Origin of the sequence: Cellulomonas sp. PSBB021, assembly GCF_002240455.1 — a bacterium.
GTDB lineage: Bacteria > Actinomycetota > Actinomycetes > Actinomycetales > Cellulomonadaceae > Cellulomonas > Cellulomonas uda.
Genome location: NZ_CP021430.1, coordinates 2,650,882 through 2,670,273, shown reverse-complemented (window position 1 = coordinate 2,670,273; position 19,392 = coordinate 2,650,882). Strand labels below are relative to the sequence as shown.

22 protein-coding genes are annotated in these 19,392 nt (G+C 69.0%); 8 read left to right on the top strand and 14 right to left on the bottom strand.

The features are described 5' to 3' along the window. Nucleotides 1-108: 108 nt before the first annotated feature. Nucleotides 109-990 (bottom strand): alpha/beta fold hydrolase, encoded by an 882-nt coding sequence (locus CBP52_RS12285; RefSeq protein ID WP_094181190.1) that lies wholly within the window; start codon nt 988-990, stop codon nt 109-111. Between the two features lie 88 nt (nt 991-1,078). On the opposite strand from CBP52_RS12285, the gene CBP52_RS12280 reads away from it, so the two are divergent. After that, nucleotides 1,079-1,564: a MarR family winged helix-turn-helix transcriptional regulator gene (locus CBP52_RS12280; protein WP_094181189.1), complete on the top strand. Its 486-nt coding sequence runs from the start codon at nt 1,079-1,081 to the stop codon at nt 1,562-1,564. A gap of 14 nt (nt 1,565-1,578) precedes the next feature. Then, complete coding sequence (gene pdxH / locus CBP52_RS12275) at nt 1,579-2,247, top strand: pyridoxamine 5'-phosphate oxidase (protein ID WP_232514470.1); 669 nt, start codon at nt 1,579-1,581, stop codon at nt 2,245-2,247. A gap of 42 nt (nt 2,248-2,289) precedes the next feature. On the opposite strand, the gene CBP52_RS12270 is transcribed toward pdxH, so the two are convergent. Continuing rightward, the gene (locus CBP52_RS12270) at nt 2,290-2,652 is read right to left on the bottom strand and encodes a hypothetical protein (RefSeq protein ID WP_157732603.1); all 363 of its coding nucleotides are present in this window, start codon (nt 2,650-2,652) and stop codon (nt 2,290-2,292) included. 72 nt (nt 2,653-2,724) lie between these two features. After that, the gene (locus tag CBP52_RS12265) at nt 2,725-3,372 is read right to left on the bottom strand and encodes an HAD family hydrolase (protein WP_094181186.1); all 648 of its coding nucleotides are present in this window, start codon (nt 3,370-3,372) and stop codon (nt 2,725-2,727) included. A 94-nt stretch (nt 3,373-3,466) separates the two neighbouring features. On the opposite strand from CBP52_RS12265, the gene CBP52_RS17970 reads away from it, so the two are divergent. Further along, a complete protein-coding gene (locus CBP52_RS17970) occupies nt 3,467-4,033 on the top strand; it encodes a hypothetical protein (protein WP_198303447.1) in 567 nt (188 codons plus the stop codon). A 439-nt stretch (nt 4,034-4,472) separates the two neighbouring features. On the opposite strand, the gene CBP52_RS12255 is transcribed toward CBP52_RS17970, so the two are convergent. Both CBP52_RS12255 and CBP52_RS12250 read right to left on the bottom strand, forming a co-directional pair. Continuing rightward, nucleotides 4,473-4,706, bottom strand: coding sequence for a hypothetical protein (locus tag CBP52_RS12255; RefSeq protein WP_094181185.1), 234 nt, complete (start codon nt 4,704-4,706; stop codon nt 4,473-4,475). A gap of 120 nt (nt 4,707-4,826) precedes the next feature. Continuing rightward, nucleotides 4,827-5,081 (bottom strand): hypothetical protein, encoded by a 255-nt coding sequence (locus tag CBP52_RS12250; RefSeq protein ID WP_157732602.1) that lies wholly within the window; start codon nt 5,079-5,081, stop codon nt 4,827-4,829. Between the two features lie 163 nt (nt 5,082-5,244). Between CBP52_RS12250 and CBP52_RS12245 the strand changes: the two genes are divergently transcribed. After that, the gene (locus CBP52_RS12245) at nt 5,245-5,694 is read left to right on the top strand and encodes a hypothetical protein (protein ID WP_157732601.1); all 450 of its coding nucleotides are present in this window, start codon (nt 5,245-5,247) and stop codon (nt 5,692-5,694) included. Between the two features lie 429 nt (nt 5,695-6,123). On the opposite strand, the gene CBP52_RS17965 is transcribed toward CBP52_RS12245, so the two are convergent. From CBP52_RS17965 to CBP52_RS12220, 5 genes are all read right to left on the bottom strand, one after another. Next, a complete protein-coding gene (locus CBP52_RS17965; protein WP_094181182.1) occupies nt 6,124-6,726 on the bottom strand; it encodes an FAD-dependent monooxygenase in 603 nt (200 codons plus the stop codon). Continuing rightward, nucleotides 6,617-7,291 carry an NAD(P)/FAD-dependent oxidoreductase gene (locus tag CBP52_RS17960; RefSeq protein WP_198303445.1) on the bottom strand — a complete coding sequence of 225 codons (675 nt, stop codon included), beginning with the start codon at nt 7,289-7,291 and terminating at the stop codon, nt 6,617-6,619. The genes CBP52_RS17965 and CBP52_RS17960 overlap by 110 nt, the downstream gene beginning before the upstream one ends. Before the next feature lie 366 nt (nt 7,292-7,657). Beyond that, complete coding sequence (locus CBP52_RS12230; RefSeq protein ID WP_094181180.1) at nt 7,658-7,996, bottom strand: rhodanese-like domain-containing protein; 339 nt, start codon at nt 7,994-7,996, stop codon at nt 7,658-7,660. Next, complete coding sequence (locus tag CBP52_RS12225) at nt 7,993-8,301, bottom strand: hypothetical protein (RefSeq protein ID WP_094181179.1); 309 nt, start codon at nt 8,299-8,301, stop codon at nt 7,993-7,995. Before CBP52_RS12225 ends, CBP52_RS12230 begins: the two co-directional genes overlap by 4 nt. 81 nt (nt 8,302-8,382) lie before the next feature. Continuing rightward, complete coding sequence (locus tag CBP52_RS12220; RefSeq protein ID WP_094181178.1) at nt 8,383-9,150, bottom strand: MerR family transcriptional regulator; 768 nt, start codon at nt 9,148-9,150, stop codon at nt 8,383-8,385. 149 nt (nt 9,151-9,299) lie between these two features. On the opposite strand from CBP52_RS12220, the gene CBP52_RS12215 reads away from it, so the two are divergent. Both CBP52_RS12215 and CBP52_RS12210 read left to right on the top strand, forming a co-directional pair. Further along, on the top strand, nt 9,300-10,304 hold the full coding sequence (locus tag CBP52_RS12215; protein ID WP_094181177.1) for a bile acid:sodium symporter: 1,005 nt from the start codon (nt 9,300-9,302) through the stop codon (nt 10,302-10,304). Nucleotides 10,305-10,467: 163 nt separating this feature from the next. Continuing rightward, entirely contained in the window at nt 10,468-11,067 is a 600-nt protein-coding gene (locus CBP52_RS12210) for an AAA family ATPase (protein ID WP_232514469.1), read from the top strand. Nucleotides 11,068-11,206: 139 nt separating this feature from the next. Here CBP52_RS12210 and CBP52_RS12205 read toward each other — a convergent pair whose 3' ends face one another. Continuing rightward, nucleotides 11,207-12,289, bottom strand: a complete 1,083-nt coding sequence (locus CBP52_RS12205; RefSeq protein ID WP_094181175.1) for a DMT family transporter — start codon at nt 12,287-12,289, stop codon at nt 11,207-11,209. A gap of 207 nt (nt 12,290-12,496) precedes the next feature. On the opposite strand from CBP52_RS12205, the gene CBP52_RS12200 reads away from it, so the two are divergent. Next, entirely contained in the window at nt 12,497-13,741 is a 1,245-nt protein-coding gene (locus CBP52_RS12200; RefSeq protein WP_094181174.1) for an IS256 family transposase, read from the top strand. A gap of 267 nt (nt 13,742-14,008) precedes the next feature. Here the strand turns inward: CBP52_RS12200 and CBP52_RS12195 are convergent, their stop codons facing one another. The 3 genes from CBP52_RS12195 to CBP52_RS12185 form a co-directional block, all read right to left on the bottom strand. Further along, a complete protein-coding gene (locus CBP52_RS12195) occupies nt 14,009-14,650 on the bottom strand; it encodes a hypothetical protein (RefSeq protein ID WP_157732600.1) in 642 nt (213 codons plus the stop codon). A 550-nt stretch (nt 14,651-15,200) separates the two neighbouring features. Further along, the gene (locus CBP52_RS12190; RefSeq protein ID WP_232514468.1) at nt 15,201-15,689 is read right to left on the bottom strand and encodes a nucleotidyltransferase domain-containing protein; all 489 of its coding nucleotides are present in this window, start codon (nt 15,687-15,689) and stop codon (nt 15,201-15,203) included. 189 nt (nt 15,690-15,878) lie between these two features. Continuing rightward, complete coding sequence (locus tag CBP52_RS12185) at nt 15,879-16,238, bottom strand: DUF2511 domain-containing protein (RefSeq protein WP_157732599.1); 360 nt, start codon at nt 16,236-16,238, stop codon at nt 15,879-15,881. 181 nt (nt 16,239-16,419) lie between these two features. Between CBP52_RS12185 and CBP52_RS12180 the strand changes: the two genes are divergently transcribed. After that, a complete protein-coding gene (locus CBP52_RS12180; protein WP_157732598.1) occupies nt 16,420-19,365 on the top strand; it encodes an NACHT domain-containing NTPase in 2,946 nt (981 codons plus the stop codon). Nucleotides 19,366-19,392 lie beyond the last annotated feature (27 nt).

Sequence of the window (19,392 nt, the reverse complement as noted above, 5' to 3'; positions counted from 1 at the left end):
GCCCCACACCGAGCTGGCGTGGGGCACCGTCGTCGTTGTTGTCGTCGTCGTGGGTGCCAGTCCGACGAGCGGCTGCGGCGAGGCGGGCGGCCGCGCCGGCCCCCCGAATCAGGCCGCGTCGACCGAGCTGGTGAAGTCGAGGATCGCCGCCGCGAGCGCCTCGGGAGCCTCCAGCGCTGTGTAGTGACCGACGCCGTCGAGCTGGACGGCGGTGACCTCACCCGCCGTGACCTGGCCGAGCGTCGCGGCGGTGAACGGCCCGCCGCCGGCGCCGACGGCGAGCACGGGCACGGTCACCGGCCTCGACTCCGCCAGGGCCCTGAGGTCGTCGCCCTCGGTCAGCATCGAGCGGTAGAGGCCGACGGCCCCGCGCCAGCCGCCGGGCCGGGCGTACGTGCGGGCGAACTCGTCGACGTCGGCGTCGGTGACGGCCCCGGCGACGGCAGTCATGCTCGGGAAGGCCCACTGGCCGAGCAGCTCGCGCTCGCGGCCGGCGAGCAGCAGCTCCGGGATGCCGGCCGCCGTCAGGGCGCCGATGTGCCAGGAGCCGCCGCGCGTGACGTCGGCCAGCCCTTCCAGGCCGAACCCGGCCAGGCCCATCTCGATCCCCGTGAGGCTCAGGACGTCCCGCGGGTGCGCGGCCACGAGCCGGAACACGGTTCCGCCGCTGATGTCCTGCGCGGTCACGTGCACGGGTCCCCAGCCGAGGTGCTCGATCAGGCCGTGCAGGTCCTCCGCGGCGGTCGCGCTGTCGTGGCCGTCCTCGGCGGTGCTGGAGTCGCCGAAGCCGCGCAGGTCCACGGCGATGACCTGGTGGGTCCGGGCGAGGAGCGGGATGACCTTGTGGAACGTCCACCAGGTCTCGGGGAACCCGTGCACGAGCAGGAGGGGCGACCCGGTGGTGCCTGCGGTCACGTAGTGGATCTGGGCACCGTTGATCGGTGCGGTGTGGTGGGTGACGGCGGGGATGGTCGCCTTGGTGGTGCTCATCGTCGACTCCTGAGATAGACAACTAGATTGTCCATCACAGTAGACAACCTAGTTGTCCATGTCCATCGGAGTGTCTAGGCTCGTCGTCATGTCCCGGTCCGGCGCCGACCTCGCCCTGCTGCTGCTCGGCGGCTTCCGCACGCTCGTCGACGGCGCGATGGTCGAGCTCGCCGCCCGCGGCTACGACGACTTCCGCCCGACCCACGAGTTCGCGATGCGCGCGATCATCGCCGGCGCCGACAGCGCGTCCGACGTCGCACGTCGTCTGTCCGTCTCCAAGCAGGCGGCCGCGAAGACCGTCGCGGTCCTCGTCGCGCGCGGCTACGTGTCGAGCGAACCGGACCCGTCCGACGCGCGACGCAACCGCCTCCAGGTCACCGCGCGCGGGTGCGACGTCCTGCGCGAGGGGGAGGCGGTCTTCGAGGACCTGCGCGCCCGGTGGGAGGAGAAGCTAGGTGCCGCGGAGCTCGCGCACCTCGAGGCCAGCCTGGCGACGCTCGTCGGGGACGCCGCGGTGGACCCGGGCGCGCCCGGCTGGGCCGGCCAGGACGCGGTCGCGATCGAGCACGAGTGAGCGAGGATGGCGGCGTGCGCAGCGAGTACGCGGGTGAGGGGCTGAGCGAGGACGGCGTGGCGCCGACGCCGCTGCGGCAGGTCCGGGCGTGGGTGGCCGACGCGCAGGCGCGGCAGGCCGAGCGCGGGGACGTCGTCGAGCCCACCGCGCTGTCCGTCGCGACGGTCGACTCCGACGGGCACGCGAACGTCCGCACCGTGCTCATGCGCTTCCTCGACGAGCGCGGGCCCGGCTTCGTCACCGACCTGGGGTCGGCCAAGAGCCGGGAGATCGTCGCCACCGGGTCGGTCGCCGCGTCGCTCACGTGGCCGGCGATGTACCGCGCGGTCCGGTTCCGCGGGCGGGCGGTCCCCGTGGGCCGCGACGAGATCGCCGCCTACTTCGCGACGCGACCCTGGGGGTCGCGGATCAGCGCCTGGGCGTCGGACCAGTCGCAGCCGGTCGCGGACCGGGCGACGCTGGTCGCCGCCTACGAGCGGTACGCCGCGCTCTACCCGGACACCGGGTCCCCCGACGACGTCCCGGTCCCCGACGGGTGGGGCGGCTGGCGCATCGCGTGCGACGAGGTCGAGTTCTGGGCGGGCCGACGCGACCGGCTGCACGACCGGCTCGTCTTCACCCGCGTGACCGACGGGGACCTCGACACCGCCGACGCGTGGACGCTCCACCGCCGCCAGCCCTGACCGCAGCAAGCCCGCGAAGGGCGGGCCCGCCGCGATCGTCGCCTATCCCTCCGCTACCGACCACGACGCTGCGCGGGCTCCGAGCGGCCCGCCGTCCGGGACGGCCGTGCAGGTCAACGTCAGCTTCGGGTCCGCGCCGCGCGTCGCGGCGACGACCGCCCACCAGCCCTGACTGTCGACGTCGACACTGATGTCGAGGCCGTCGCCGTCGTCGGCCGGAAGCTCGAGCTGGCTCTGCTCCTGCGCGGCCGTGAGGCACGCGCTGATCGCGCCGGCGACCGGACTCGACGGCTCGACCTCGTCGTCCGCGCACCCGGTGAGCGCGACGAGGGGGATGCCGAACGACACGGCGGCGACGATGCCCCGTCGAAGCCCTCGACGGGCACGGTCCTGGTAGCGATGCACGGACCGACGCTAGCGCGGCCGGACCGCCGGCCACGCGGGTTCCGCGTCTCGACGACGCCCGGGCCGGTCGACTCAGCGTGCCGTGCTCATGACCAGGCCCTCGGCAGTCACCTCGACGATGCAGGCCGTGAGGTCGGGTACCACCACGTGCGCTGCGCTCAGGTCGTGGGCCTGGTGGGATGTCGCCACCCCGAGCACGTGCGCCCCCGCTGCACGTCCCGCCTCCAGGCCAGCGGGTGCGTCTTCCACGACGAGGCACCGGCGAGGGTCGAAGCCGAGCTGCCGGGCCGCGTTCAGATATCCCTGCGGATCGGGCTTGCCCAGCACGACATCCTCGGCCGCTACCAAGATGTCGGGCACCGGTAGCCCGGCGGCGGCCAGCCGCGCGCGCATCAGCAGCTGCGACCCCGATGTCACCGCGGCCCATCGCTCGGATGGGAGGCGCGACAAGAGGTCCCGCGTGGCGGGGAGCGCGGTCACGTCACCGAGTTCTGCCATCTCCAGCCGCTCGAGCTCAGCGACCGCCGCGGCGCGCTGGTCGCTCGGCAGAAACTCGGCCACGGTGTCCTCCGAGCGGCGCCCGTGACAGACCCGGAGAACCTCCAAGGCGTCGGTCCCGCGGGCAGCGGACCACTTCCGCCACGCGCGCTCGACAGCAGCGGTCGAGTCCACCAATGTCCCGTCGATGTCGAACAGGATCGCGTCGACCTCCAAGCGCATGCGCAGCAACCTACAAGGGCAGGGCCGAAGGGCCGCCGTGCCAGGATCCTGCTACCGGCGCTGCCGGGAGGAGCGACCAGGAGGAGCGTCGGGAGTGGCCCTGCGATTGATCGGGTACTGGCGCAACGGCCAGCATCCCGAGTACCCCGATCCGTACGACATGGTCGACCCGACCTGGGACGAGGACGAGCGTTACGTCGTCGTCGGCTATCTCAATGCGGGCACGTACCTCCGGCACTTCATGGGCCTGTCGCCGTGCAGGTTCTGCGGCCAGCACAACGGAGCCAGCGAATACACCGACGGCGTCCTCGTGTGGCCTGAGGGGCTGTCCCACTACATCGAAGACCATGACGTCCGACTCCCACGAGCGATCGAGGACTACGTGCTCGGCCGTGTGGCAAGGCTCGAGGGCGCTTCGGTGTCGGTGGACTGGTGGCAAACCGGCGCGCATGAACAGCCCGAGCCTTTGGCGCCCTTGGAGCGCCTCGTATGGAACGGCAACGCTCAGTTGGTCATCCAACCGGGCCGCAGGTTCCCCGGGCTCTTCGTCCGGGACACGCTCTCGAACCACATCGATGGCCCACGCTCCGCGGAACTGCTGGCGTGGTACGAGCAGATGGTGGCCGCGGCCGGACTCGAACGGCTTCCGTACTCGCGCTGAGTGATGCACGCGCCGCCATCGGGCGCGCTCGCGCATGGATCTGCAGTTCGAGGTGAACGACGACGGCGGGCCTGGCCAGTCGCGAGAGTCCTGGTCGACGGTGCCCGGTCCTTCGATGGAGTCGAACGAAACGTCTGGAGTCGGCCTCAAGTGCTGGGGCTGTTCCGTCCGTCCGAGGGCGCTGCGGCTCGACCCCGGGCCGGCTTCGCCGTGGGGGCGGAGGCACCTGGCGCAGAACGCTTCACGCCATAAGGACGCCAGCGCTGTCCGCTCCGCAGTTCCCCGAAGACCGCGATGCAGTCGCCGGCATTCCTGTCTCTCGGCTCGAAGGTGCGCCCGTCGGTGAGGAACTGGATCTCGTCGCTCACCCGGGGATCGAAGGGCATGGGCCGAGCATCGGGTCTCGCTGCGTCTGAGGTAGCGGGCAGGCGTCGATCAGTTACCAGCCCATGTCTCGGGCGACCTCGACCCGGGCTGCATCGATCTGTTCCTGAGTCACACAGGGCACATCGGTCTCGTGCTCCAGTCGGGTGAGCAGATCCATCAGCGCCTGCTTCTCGGCTGGGTGAGTGATCGGCACCGTGTTCAGATCGACGGTCATCAGCCAGTCGAAGAGGACGATGGCGTCGGACCTCCAGAGTTCGATCGCGACCTTCGGAAGGGCTTCACTCATCGGCCCATGGTCGCAGCCTTCGCTCGACACCCACTACATCGCTCGATCACTGCTCGAGACCGGCGGCTTCAGGCCACGCCTGCGCTCTGGACCGCGCAGATCCGCGGCAGGCGACGCGGCCTAGCGTCCGCGAGTCCGGAGATCGAGCGCCTTCCCCAGAGCACGGGCAATGACAGCCACCGAGATCTCACCGTCGTCATCGCCAGGCAAGTCGTCCAGCTCCGACGCCAGCCCCTGCACGAACGCCTCCGCGGTGAATGCCTCACACCTCAGGAGTGTCGTAGGCCGAGTCCCGCAGGTCCCACAGAGATCCACGAGCTGGAACTTCGTCTGCGCGGCATTCAGCCGCTGCAGCCCGATCGAGAGTCCGTCCACGCGCCGGTCGTAGGAGCCGGGCACCAGGTCTGCGACGCCCTCTGCTACACCGACAACCGCGAAGAGCCCTCAAACTCGAGGGGCGTGGGCCGGGGGTGTAGGAACTTGTCCCGCCCACCTGTCGGACTCCTCGGGCTGGTCGCCCCGGGGTACCGTCGTCGACGTGCTCAGTGGCTCGGGAGAGATTCGACCGATCTGTCGTCGCTGCCGCAAGGAAGTCGTGGCCAACGCAGGCTCGTTCGGCGTTTTCGAGCAGATGCACTACACGTGCTTCCACTACGAGTTCGAGCACCCCGGCGATCCCGACATCGAGTGCACAGCAGGTGGCTGCCCAGCGGCGGGCATCTCGTTCGACTCCGTCCATGGGCGGCTCGGCCCCGTCGAGATCGCAGCCGCGAGCGACACGGCCGTCCCGGCGATCCTCGCCCTGAAAGGGCTGCACCTCGATGTGAGCCAGGACTCGGGTCGCTGGGTGGCCCGACTTGGACAGGCGCGGTTCGTGGCAGACGACCCGGTCGCCCTCCTCGGGCTCGTCAAGCTGGCCGAGACCCGGAGACCGTGGCGCGCAACGGACAGCGAGATCGACGACGTGCTGGCGGAATTCGACCTGTAGTACGTCAAGAGCGTCTATCGCCAGAGCCGGGCGACCGACTCCCATTGGCAGTCTGGTTGTCACCTACACGGCTCGAGCTGATCTCGGCTCCTCCTCTCGAGCGTCCGGCATGGCCACGTCGGTGAGCTTCGAGACGCGCAATGGCCGACGCTGTGAGATCTGGCCGACTCGGATGAGATCCCACGGCGGCGGCAGATGTAGGAACTCATCGAAGCTGTCCGGAGCGTGACGCTCTGGACTGTGGTGGGACAACTGAGTGAGACGCGCCTTGTCTCACCTGGCTGTCCGAGTCCTCGGTGGACGATCGCGGAGGCGGTGCCGTCGGTTTCTGGAACCGCGTTCCGGCTCGGGCGTCATGTTTGCCGCGGGCGGGGCCGACTCGCCCGGCTGGTCCAGGTCCTCGAACTCTGCGACGCGGGTGAGCCGGACTCAGTAGGTCGGTGATGCCGGCTGGGGCGGGGTCCAGCCCATCGCGGCGTGAGAGCCACGCAGGACTGCGCTGGTCGGGGTGAGGCGCATGAGACTGTTCCGGACGCTCTGCTGCCAACCTCCCCCCGGGTGCGACCCGAAGCGGCCGGACGCGACTGATGAGCGAGCCAGAGCGCGGCATCGCGGCCGACGGGCGGCGTCGAAGCCGTCGAGGGCGGGAGCGAGGCGTCCGCCCGCCGCGACCGGTGCGCCCACGAGCAGACCAACACAGGGGCCGTCCTCCAGTGCGGTGGCTGCGCCTTGCCCCATCGTCGGAAGAGTGCCGTGGGCAGCGTCCCCGATCATCACGACCCGACCGGTGGTGTAGCGCCGCAGCCCACCCGGCAGCTGGTGGACGTCGTGCCGCATCACCACGTCAGGCGCCGTGGCAGCGAGCACCTCGTGCACCGGCGCGGCCCACCCGGCGAACCGTTCGCGGGCCGCGCCGAGCTCGTCATCCAGAACGGTGCGCTCCGGCATGGCCGCGTACCCGTACCAGTACGTCTGGTCGTCGGCGACGCGCAGGATGCCGAACTCGGCATGGGGCCCCCAGTACTGGCGCATCGTCCCCGAAGGTGCCAGGCGTGATCGCGCGCCAGCTCGAGTATCCGCTGTAGAGGGGGCGGCTGGCCGGGAACAGTGCCGCGCGCACGGCGCTGTTCATGCCGTCGGCACCGACGACGAGGTCGGCCTCGCGGTCGGCGACGACGGCCGGAGCGCCGTCCGGCTCCCCGGGCTCGACCGAGGTGACGGCCGCACCTGTGACGATGTCCACGCCGCAGTCGACGGCCTGTCGGTGCAGCGTGGCGTGCAGCCGTCGGCGGTGCACCCCGATCAGCGCGACCGCCTCCCGCACGACGGGTGTGTCCGGCAGGGGGAGGATCGGGCGGCCGTGGAGGTCCCAGGTGCCACCGGCCCACGTCTGGTGGCCGAGCGCGGCGACGCTGTCGTCGTCGAAACCGAGCCCACGGAACGCCGCGACCGCGTTGCGCGACATGGCGAAGCCCGCCCCGACCTCGGCGAGCTCGGGCGAGCGTTCCAGCACCGTGACCTTCCACCCGGTCCGGGCGAGGGAGATCGCTGAGGCCAGGCCCGCGCCCGCTCCGACGACGATCGCCGTCTGTTCCATGTCGAGCTCCTCTGGGCGGCTGTGGCCATTCCGTCAATACTCCTGCGCTCGTTGTACGACGAGTGTTGCCAACTGCGCCATGCCGCGGACCAACCCTGCCCGCCGCGCGGTCCTCGCCGACGCGGCCATCAGACTGCTCGCCCGCGAGGCGCCCGCCGTCACCAGGTCGCGTGAGCGGTACTGACCATCGGGCTGTAGGAACTCACCCGATCTGCCCGGTGCTCGACACCGTGACCTGCTCGGTGACACGAACGCGAGACGGCCGGATTCTCATGTTCCTGTCCGAACCCTCGTAGATCTCCGGAGCGCGGCGGACAGGCCCCAGGATCGCTGCAGCGTGACGGACCGAGTCCCCCGCGGGTCCGGTCAGCTGGCCGCGGCGGTGCGCTCGAGTGGAAGGCCGGCGGCCAGCCAGTCGGCCTTGCCGCCGGTGTAGACCCGGACGTCGCTGTAGCCCAGGCGCTGGAGCGCGGCGGCGGTGACCTTCGAGCGCCCGCAGCCGGGCCCGGAGCAGTAGACGACGACGGTCCGTCGCGGGTCCGGGGCGATGCGCGATGCCTCGGCGGGTGTGAGCTCACCGGGCACGTTCATCGCGCTGGGCAGGTGCTCGCGGTCGTAGTGAGCTGCGGGCAGCGCCTCGACGAGGACCGCGGCGTCGTCCTCGAGGAGCTGGACGAGCTCGTCGCGCGTGACGGTGCCGGTCATCCGCAGTCACCACCGCAGCCGCAGCCGGTGCCGCAGGCGCTGGCGGCCGCGGAGCGCCGCCGACGCAGCCACAGCCCGACGCCGATCACGGCGCCGACGAGGAGCACGACCCCGAGCGCGACGGCCTCGCCGCCGGCGAGGAAGGCGCCGAGGCTCGCGACGAGCCCGCCGGCGGCGATCAGTGGCAGCGAGCAGGCGATCGCACAGGCCAGGACCACGCCGATCCCGGCCAGCGCGCCCTTCTTCGTCATCATCGAGCTCTTCGGGGTGGCGGTGTCGTGGTCGTGCAGGGGCGGGGTGCTCATGGCTCTCCTTCTCGGGCTCGGGCAAGGGGCATCGCGGCCAGAACCCAGGACGGGTGGCCGGTCGTTGTGGATCCAGGGCGACTAGGGGACGGTGCCGAACATGGCGGCGGCGACGTCTGCGGCGTCGGGCGGCGTCTGAACCTCGAGGCGGACCCGGCCAGTGGTCATCTGGACGGTGAAGGTGAAGAAGGTGCAGCAGTCCTGTTCCGCCGCGGCCAGCCGGGCGATCTCCGCGACGAGAGCCGGCGACGACAGGAACGTCAGCGCGATGCCACCAACGACGGCCTCCCGCGACGTGGCCCGGGCGACGAGCGCTTGCCAGTCCGAGATCCGCTCCGGGACCGACGCGGCGTCCAACGAGCAGGCGATCATCGGCTCGTCCGGCGCGGCGGCCGGCCCCCGCGTGAGCGGCACGAGCGTGCGCCGGTCGGCCAGGGGCGCCGGTGCGGCGGTCGCGCACGGGCACCCGTCACCGCACGGGCCGGCCGCGGGAGCGTCGGCCAGGCGAGCAGAGACCGTCTGCAGCCGCGCCGCCAGCGCCACGAGCTCCCCGATCCGCGCCTGAGTCTGCGCCAGGCGCTGGGCGACCATCTCCACGACCTGGTGGGCGACCGTCGAGCAGTCCTCGACGTCGTAGGCCTTCACCAGCTCCGCGACGTCGGTCAGCGGGATGCCCAGGTTCTTCGTCGCCGTGATGAAGCGCAGCCGCGCCAGGTCGGCATCGTCGTAGGTCCGGTACCCGTTCGCGCCGCGCGCCGGCCGCTCGACCAGACCGATGTCCTCGTAGTAGCGCAGCGTCGTCGCCGGCACCCCGACCAGCTCGGCTGCTGCAGCGATGCGGTAGGTCATGCGGTGACCGTAAACCTTCGACCTGGATCGAAGGTCAAGTGCCGCATCGGCCGCTGTCCGCCGGCGCCGCGACCGGACTCAGGCATGCTGTGAGCGCGCCCCGCTCTCGTGGGTGCATGAACACCTGGGACCGTCGGAGGACGCTGGCGATGGGCCGTGCCGTGCAGTGGTGGGACGAGAAGCAGATCCCGCTGTACGTGGCGGCGATCGCTGCCGGCGCCGTCCTCGGCCTGGCCGCCCCCGGCCTCGCGCTCACGCTCGAGCGCTCGATCAACCCGGTCCTGGCGCTGCTGCTGTTCGCCACGTTCCTCGGCGTGCCGCTGATCGAGGTCGGACGCGCCTTCCGCGACGTCCGCTTCCTCGCCACGGTCCTCGTGGCGAACTTCGTCGTCGTGCCGGCCATCGTCTACGGGCTGTCCCGGTTCGTCGCCGACGACCGTGGCCTGCTGCTCGGTGTGCTGCTCGTGCTGCTCACCCCGTGCATCGACTACGTCATCGTCTTCACCGGCCTCGCCGGCGGAGCGCGGGCCCGCCTGCTCGCGGCCGCGCCCCTGCTCATGGTCGCCCAGATCCTGCTGCTGCCCGGCTACCTGTACCTGTTCGCCGGCGGGGATGTCCTGGCCGTCGTCGACATCGCCCCGTTCGTCGAGGCGTTCCTCGTGCTCATCGTCCTGCCCCTGGCAGCGGCCGCTGCCGTCCAGGCGCTCGCTCGCCGGCACCGGGCCGGGCAGGTGACCGAGACCGTCATGGCGGGAGCGATGGTGCCGCTGATGATGGCCACCCTCGCCGTCGTGATCGGATCCCAGATCGCCGCCGTCGGCGACCGGGTCACCGAGCTCGTGCGCGTCGTGCCGCTCTACGTGGCGTTCGTCGTGCTGGCCGTCGCCGTCGGTCTGCTCGCCGGCTGGCTGACCCGGCTCGACGTCCCCGCCACTCGCGCGGTCATGTTCGCCACCGCGACCCGCAACTCCCTGGTCGTCCTCCCGCTCGCCCTCGCACTGCCCGCCTCCCTCGCGATCGCGCCACTCGCCGTCGTCACTCAGACCCTCGTCGAGCTCGTCGCGATGGTCGTCCTGGTCCGCCTCGTCCCACGACTGACACCTACCCGGCACCCGACGCCGACGGTGCTGACCGCAACGCCCGACCTACCGTGACCGCGCTGCGCAGTTCTTCACTTCGACAACCTCCCGTCCGACGACTACCCGCACCCCGTCGACGTCGGTCGACGTCCACCACGACCACCCGCTCACGCGACTGCCGGCTGTCCGCCCCGTCATGGACCGGGCACGCCAGGCCCCTGCGCCGGGTAGGTCGAGCATGGACTTCCATCTGGCGCGGACGGAGCACGGACCGCCCAGGGGACTGCGCCTCGTTAGGGTCCCGGGCATGATCCTGTGGCTCAACGGGCCTTTCGGCGTGGGCAAGTCGACGTGCACCCGCCTGCTGCTCCAGCAGGACTCGCAGGCTCGCCAGTACGACCCTGAACGACTCGGCTGGTTGATCCAGCGCACGGTGGGTCTCGTTCGGCCGGGCGACTTCCAGGACCGTCCCGCCTGGCGCCGAGGCGTGGTCCACGGTGCCCACCGAGCAGCCCGGCGGACGCCGACGCTCATCGTTCCCATGACCCTGCTTCGCGCGGACTTCACGGACGAGGTCCTCGGCGGTCTGCGCGCGGCGGGTCATGACGTCGTCCACGTGACGCTGCACTCCTCGCACGAGACGCTGGTCACGCGTATCGAGAACGACACGGACGATCCCGCGGCCCGGAACTGGCGACTCGACCAGGCGTCCCGCTACTTCGAGGTCGCCGACCGCCTGGCGACGCTCGGCCCGCGGGTCGACACCGAGAACCGCTCGGCGCACGAGGTGGCCGCAGCGGTCCTGGCGGTCCGCGACGCTCAGGCGTCCGGAGCGTGACCGCCCGCGGCGCGAGACGACTGGCCCGGGTGCAGGAACTCAGCCGACTTGTCCGGCGGCCGACCCTCTGACCTGCGAGTGGACAACTTCGGGGACGGTCGTCGTCTCACGAAGTTGTCTGATCCCTCAGCGGAGCCGGTCAGTGGTCGTGGCGGTGGTGGGCGTCGGGGTAGTGCTCGTGCGTGTGGGTCACCGGCTCGTGAGTGTGCACGTGGCGGTGCCTGACACCTGCCGAGACCAACTCACCAGGGGAGTGCTGATGGTCGTGGTGCCCGTCGTCGTGGGTGTGCCAGTGCTCATGCGTGACCGCGTGGTGGGTGTGCTCGTGTCCGTGCTGCTCGCTCAGGTGCAGCCACGTCCCGACGGCCATCAGCGCACCGGCGATCAGCAGCTGCCAGGTCACCGTGTCACCCAGCGCGACGGCCAGCAGGGCGCCGAAGAAGGGCGCGAGCGAGAAGTAGGCGCCTGCGCGTGCGGTGCCGACGTGGCGCAGGCCGACGATGAACAGCACGAGGCTCAACCCGTAGGAGACGAAGCCCAGCGCCAGCGCGGCCGCCGTCGTCGTCACCGCTGGCAGCTGCGCGCCCAGCAGGAGCGCCACGACCAGGTTCGTCGGGCCCGCGACGCCACCCTTCACCATCGCCAGCCAGCTCGCGTCCGTCAGCGAGACCTTGCGGGTCAGGTTGTTGTCCAAGGCCCAGCAGGCGCACGCCCCGATGATCGCCACCGCAGGCCAGACGCTGCTCACGTCGGCCTGCCCGGTCGGCACCGCGATCAGGACAGCACCAGTCACGATCGCCAGCATCCCGAGGACCACCCGCCGGTCAGCGGGCTCCCGGAACACCACCCAGGCGATCACGGCTGTCAGGACGCCCTCGGCGTTCAACAGCAACGACGCACCCGAAGCCGGCATCGACGACAGCCCGAACATCAGAAGCACGGGGCCGGCGACGCCGCCGGCGGCCACCGCACCGACGAGCCACGGAACCTCGTGGCGAGGGAGGCGAACCTGTGGCGCGCGTCGCACGAGCCTCCAGATCCACATGCCCACGCCAGCGCCGACATACAGCAGACCGGCCAGCAGCCACGGGCTGACCTCGCCGAGGAGGATCTTCGCGAGCGGAGCACTCGCACCGAACAGCACCGCAGCTAACAGCGCAGCCTGAACTCCCACGTTGCGGAGACCCCGCGCAGACTCGATCACTCCACCATCGTCGCCCATGCGCCGACCTCGCGACCGCCCGACCTCGCTAGGTGCGGGTGGACGCGGCCGGGCCTCGCCTGAACGGTCGATGCCGCGCTGATTCGACGCAGCGGCGTCCCTGATAGTGGTGTAGGCGCGGGGCCCGTGCTCGTCGTAGACGACAGCACGGTCACCGCGTGATCCTTCGAGTGAACCTCTCACAGCACTCTCGAACGGAGCATCACGATGACCGCACCTCGCATTGTCGACCCTTCGGCCGTCCTGGGCCAGGCCCTCGCGGAGGCGTCCCCGGACCTGATGAGGCACCTGCTCGGCACGGTGATCAACTCGCTGTTGTCCGCCGAGGCCGACGCGGTCTGCGGCGCCGAGTGGGGCCAGCCGTCGCCCGCGCGGACGAACCAGCGCAACGGCTACCGGCACCGGGACCTGGACACCCGCCTCGGCACGATCGACGTCGCGATCCCCAAGCTGCGCACGGGGTCCTACTTCCCCGACTGGCTCCTCGAGCGCAGGAAGCGCGCCGAGGCCGCCCTGATCTCGGTCGTGGCGACCTGCTACCTGCTCGGGGTGAGCACCCGCCGGATGGACAAGCTGGTCGAGTCGTTGGGGATCACGTCGTTGTCGAAGTCGCAGGTCTCACGCATGGCCACCGACCTCGACGGGCAGGTCGCCGCGTTCCGCACCCGGTCGTTGCTCGACGCCGGCCCGTTCACGTTCGTCGCCGCGGACGCGTTGACGATGAAGGTCCGCGAGGCCGGACGTGTCATCAACGCCGTCGTGCTGGTCGCCACCGGCGTCAACGGTGACGGGCACCGCGAGGTCCTGGGCTGCACCGTCACCACAGCTGAGACCAAGGAGGCGTGGAACGTGTTCTTCGCCGACCTGGTCGCCCGCGGACTTGCCGGGGTCCGGCTGGTGACCTCCGATGCTCACCGCGGCCTGGTCGAAGCCATCGCGGCGAACCTGCCCGGAGCCGCCTGGCAACGCTGCCGCACCCACTACGCCGCCAACCTCATGAGCACCTGCCCGAAGAACTCGTGGCCAGCGGTGAAGGCGATGCTCCATTCCGTCTATGACCAGCCCGACGCCGACTCCGTGAACGCGCAGTTCGACAAGCTCCTGGACCAGGTCACCGCGCCCCTGCCGGCCGTGGCCGAGCACCTCGACGACGCCCGGGCGGACCTGCTCGCGTTCACCGCGTTCCCCAAGGAGATCTGGCGGCAGATCTGGTCGAACAACCCTCAGGAGCGGCTGAACAAGGAGATCCGCCGGCGCACCGACGTCGTGGGGATCTTCCCCGACCGGGACTCCATCACCCGCCTGGTCGGCGCGGTCCTGGCCGAGCAGCACGACGAATGGGCCGAAGGCCGACGCTACTTCGCCCTGGACGTCCTGCACCGCGCCCGCCTGAACCTCATCACCACCACCGACCCCGACCCCCAGGAGCAGCCCCTCGCACTGTCCGCCTGAACCTCCGAGGATCACGCCCGACGGCTACACCACTCCCAGGGACTTGACCTTCGACGCCAGACGGCCCCGGCAACGTGGCCAAAGCGGTGGGATTCGGACACGCCGTGGCCAACTACGTGGGATCTGGCCAACTCAGACGGGATCCCACACACGGGGTGTAGGAACTCAGCGGAGTTGTCCGCCGGCCGGGCCTTTGACCTGCGGCCGGACAGGTACGCACCGCCGAGTGCGTCTCACGTTCTTGTCCGAACTTGCGGCGCGTTGCGTCTAGGGAGCCGTGCAGCGCTGGTCGAACAGGCTCCATCCACGCCGCAGTAGCGTGAACGCCGCGGAGAAGCCCTCCGCGATCTCGAAGAGGTCGGCGCCAGAGCTGAAGGTGGCCATCGGGGCTGGGTAGTCGGGGAGCCGTCCAACTGACTGCACGGAGGTGCTCGAGCGGGTCAGCATCGGCCAACTGAGCCCGTGAGCGTCGCCGCTGAGCTGCATCCAGAGCGCCGGCAGCGCGATCTGCTGCTTCGGGTCGGCGAAGACGGCCAGCGCGGCCAGCCGGACGATCTTCCCTTCCTCTGGCTTCTCCTTCGCGGTGAGGGTTGGTGTCGCAGTCCAAAGCGCCTTGATCGCGTCCAGCCGCGAGTCGAGTTCCGACAGCGCCTGCGCCACGGCGTCCGGCTCAAGGCCGGTCGCGCCGGAGTCCATGTACTGGCGCATCCGACGGTGCACTTCGTAGATCGTGCGCAGGGCGTGCTGCTGCCGCTCATGCCGATCATCGGGACTGAGGAGCCACACTCCGCGGGAGGCCCCAAGAAGCGCACCGCGGATGACTGTGGGATGCGCGATCGGGAAGCCCTCTCGCTGCTCGATCGCCACTCGCGCGAGGTTGAGGTGTTGGACCCCTGCGATCAGGCTCACCCGCGCCACCTGGTGTGCGGGATATCCGGGCCAGATAGCGGCGTCCCCGTGCAGCTCGCTGCCGGGTTGAGGCTCCTCCACTGTCTTGGACCGCTCGCGCCAACGGTCGAGCGACTCGTACGTCTCGCGAATGCGATGCATCGCAACGGCAGCGCGCAGTTGGTCCGGAGTGGGACTTGTCGTCACTGCATCCTCCCTGCGTGGCTGTGACCTGGAGGATGACAACTTCCCGCGAGACGCGCCACGTCGACGACAACTTCGCGCGAAAGTGACAATGTAGGAACTCGTGCGAGCTGTCCAACGGCTGCACGCGCGACGTGCTGAGGGACAGATGGGCGAGAGCCGGTTTGTCTCACGCACCTGTCCGAATCCTCGGAATCGGCGCTAGGTCGCACGGAGCGGCGATCTTGAGATGCTCGTCCTGCCGCCGGTGGTCACCAACGCCGGCATCGTCCTGTCCCGCCGAGACGTCACTGCCGACGTCCAGTGGCCGAGGACGAGCGCGCAACCTCGGCCCGTCCGAGACCAGTCCCGCGCCCGGGCGTGGCCGTCAGCGTCCGGGCAAGGCACTGGCGAGTGCGGCAAGGTCCGCGTGGTCGATCTCGCGCAGCTCGTATCCCGAGTGGAAGAGGCGTTGCTGCTCGGCGGACAGGCAGCCGACGCGCCGGCCGTCGATCGTGCCGTGGACGAATGCCGAGGCGGGGTACTCGAAGCGGGCTCCGTCCAGTCCTGCCTGCGTGGCGCTGCCGTCGGGTGCGAAGTCCAGCGGGTGCACGTCGACGTAGGACGGGCCGCGGAACTCGACGCGCACCGGCCACCAGTCGGTCTCGGCGACGTACCCGGTGGCGCTCAGCACCTCACGGATCTGCGGGTCGTCGTCGATCCGGTACATCAGGTCGAGGTCGCGGTGCTCGCGCGTCTGGCGTCCGACCAGCGCGTCGATGCCCCACCCGCCACCAATCCACACGGCGACGCCCGCGCGGTCGAAGGAGTCAAGCGCCACGTGCACCAGCTCGATCGTCATGGGCCCCGTGTCCACGGCGGACACGGTAGTCGGCTAGCTGCTTGAGGTCCTTGCCGACTCAGGTGAGATCCCATTGCGGGTGCGGGCACTCGTCGAAGTTGCCCCGATGCCTTGATGCCCCGATGCGCTGCCCTGGAGCGGGACAACCTGGTGGGACGTTCGTGGCCTCGGCCCGGGGCGCCCCGGTCCATTAGGCGCTTCGGCCTAGCAGAAGTTCGTCGCGTAGGACACGAAGTCGAGCAAGTCGAGCGTGCTCCCGTTGACCCCCTCGCCCGGCAGCGCGATGTCGGTGATATCCGCCCAGTCGGCGTGTTCGTCGAGCTGTCCACGGGCGCGACCGTTCACGGCATAGATCCGATCGTCCACGGTGAACGTCACCGACTGGTCCGGCCAGCACTCCAGCAGGCCTTCCTCGACTGTGAGCGGCCACACCTCCAGGATCTTGGCCGCGACCAGGTCCTTGCCGTTGGTGCTGATGCTGTCCGTTGGGGCGGACTCGCTCGCGCATGAGGTCAGCGCGAGTACCGCGACGGCGGCGAACACTGTGGTGCTGGATCGGCTCACGCCCCCACCTTCCTCCGTCCGCCCGGTGCCGCCGGCGGAGCACCTGCGCATCGCCTGACGGGGGCCAGGATTGCGGGTGAGATCTGACCGCGCCTGTTCGCGTGATACGTAACAGACGATAGCGTCCATGGGGCCGACGCGCAGATGGCGGCGGCGTAGGTACCTTCAGGAGAGGCTGGCGATGGCCGCTGTCGAGTCGATAGCAGCGACAACTGCTCTCGGGATCGTTTCAGAAATTGTTGCAAGCGTTGTGGCTCAGTGCTATAGCGACGCACAAAATGCGACCAGTAAGGCGTCCGTCAAGCGTCTCATAGGCGCAATCCAAGAGGCAGACAGTCCCATACGACGGCTGCCCCTGTCCATCGTGCCGCACCTCCCGGCGGGCAAGAGCATCCGTGATCTGGATGCCGCTATGCGGAGTCTCCCATGTCAGGCGGCACTCAAGGACGTGATCGCAGTCGAGTTGTGCGACGATGTGTCATACCGACCTGTCGCTGTCGACAATCTGATGGCCGCGCTGGCTGCCGAATGGCTCGACACACCAAACGAGCGTATCGAGCCGATTTCGTCACATATTGCCGATAGTGTGCGAACTGGCGTGGGAAAGACGGTCGGCGCACTCTCGACAAGAGACCCGGCCGCCGCCGCCCAGCTCAGGCAGGAAGCCCAACAGTCGCGAATCCGCAGTTCCGTCGCTTCTGCGCATCGACACCGGGCATCCTGGACGAATTTCGCTTCCGCCGAACGCCTAGGGGAACTTCATCGTTGGCGGACAGCCTTCCGCCGCCAGATCGTTGCGCGCCATGGACATATCGTGCCCCCGGATTACGACCAGAAGCGCCGCGTGCCTATTCGAGAACTGTACGTACCGCCGCGAATCTCCGCACAGTCAGATGAAATCGACACTGTCATCGATGTTGCAGAATTCGCACAGCGGCTGGATAGAACCGTCCTGCTCGGCGACCCCGGCGGAGGAAAATCGACAGCCGCAGACTATATCGCTTCCGAGTTGGCCCGCGAAGTGGGTGCTCGAACACCTTTCGTCGTTCTCTTGAGAGAGTATGCTCAAACTACGCCAATTATCTCCTCTGTGGTTCAGCACATCACTGACCAGTGCGCCGCGCTATATCAGTGCGAACCGCCGGACGGCGCCGTAGAGCACACGCTTCTGTCCGGACAGGCCCTCGTCATCTTCGATGGGCTGGACGAGCTGCTGGACCCGAGTCGGCGGAGGGATGTGGCGGAACGCGTTGAACTATTCGCTGAGGCATATCCTCACGCGCGAATTTTGGTCACATCTCGGCGCGTTGGGTACGCTCAGGCACGATTGGACCCCGGCATATTCGACGTGTGGGAACTGGCGGGCTTCAATTCTTCCGACGTCAACAACTACGTCGCTCGGTGGTTTTCCTATGTTGAGGAACTGCCAACAGAGGCGGCGCGCAAGAAGGCCGCCGAGTTCGCGGCCGAATCTGAAGCTATCGCGGACTTGGCGGCGACCCCTCTGATGCTGTCACTGATGTGCATCATCTACAGGGGGCAAGGATACCTCCCGAGAAACCGGCCGGAAGTCTACCGACGTTGCGCTACGCTGCTTTTTGAAACGTGGGATCGCAGTCGGCAGATTCGCGTAGAATTGCGAACGTCAAGTCAGATGGACAACGCGATCAAGCACCTCGCGCTCTGGATATTCACGAATGAGGACCGTGCTGAGGCGGTGCTCGAGTCGGAGATCAAGGCTGAGGTTGCCAGGTTCCTGCAGACCACGTTCGACGATGATGCTGAACGCGAGTCGGCAGCGCAGGAATTCGTCGATTTCTGCCGCGGGCGGGCGTGGGTCCTTTCGGAGACGGGCCTTGACCCCTCGGGGCAGCCTCTGTTCAAATTCACGCACCGGACGTTCCTCGAGTACTTCGCGGCATATGAACTGACTCGCCGTTCGGATGGGCCGGAGGCTCTCGCTCGGGAACTCGGGCCACGCATTATGGTTCAGGAGTGGGATGTCGTTTCCCAACTAGCTGTGCAGATCATTGATAGCCACAGCGTTCGCGGTGCTCAGCGCTTCTTCGACGAACTTCTCGGCATGTTGCCGGCGACCGACGCCAAAGCCGTAAACTACGGATGCGCGTTTATATGGCGATGCCTCACCTTTACTCCAACGAATGCGGCACTGATTCGTACGTTGCTCGCCACATCCATGGAGTCGGCATTCGTCTTATCGGAGAACGACACGGGCGGCGAATTTCGCGAATCGCTCGCCCTGTTCGAGGCGATGGGCGTCATGCAGGAATCGAGCCATATCCTACTGCGGGAACTGGAGTCCGTCGTCGCCGATTGGGTGGCCAGTGTCGACGCGGATCGGCGTGCATTCGCTCGCTTCGCGGTGGCCTCGTGGGGCGTTCCTGCCGCCCGCGGAGCGCGGAAGGATATTGATCGGGAGCATGTTGGTTGGGCCAGTGACCAGCTCCGCCACCTGGCGCAGTCGCTCAGTCCGGACGACCGTCATTATCGTGACCTCTGGACAATGGCGCTAATGCGCCGATCCGTGACCATCGACGAGTTTCTTCTGGCACTGGAGGCGGATGGCGCGGACCTACTCGAACTTCTGTTCACACCTCAGGCGCACCGCCCGTTCGGGTGGGGCTATGTGGACTGGGCGCAAGGATCGCTCAGGCTTCTGGAGAAGACTGCCGCAGGCGAAGTAGATGAGAACCAACAACGCGTGTGGCTTCAGATGTCGACCGTGGGCCGGGTTGTCAGCGTTCCGAAGACCTTCCCTGGTGTCCTTGGGACTGCCGGTGACTGGCTCCGCGGTGCTATAGGCGAGGCGTGGCAGGCGAACGACGCCGACGAGGAGGCTTGGTGGGCCGCCTGGGTACTGTTGGCCTGCCATGTTGAGTTGCGCATTGCGCGGGAAGGTGGCGCGCCGGCCGGGCGACAACGTGACGCGAAGTCTTTCACAGACGCCCTCGTCGACGCTCGAAAAGGGCGTCGGTTCGACTTGTCGCTATTCCAAGGGACGGGTTTCATGTTCACCGATGGCGAGAGGCGCCAACTCCGTGACGATTGGTTCAAGAATGCGATCGATTACGTTGTGCTCGCCCCGGGCGGCGGTGTGTCCCCGTAGCGCGGTGGGCGGCGGTTCGGTGGCGGT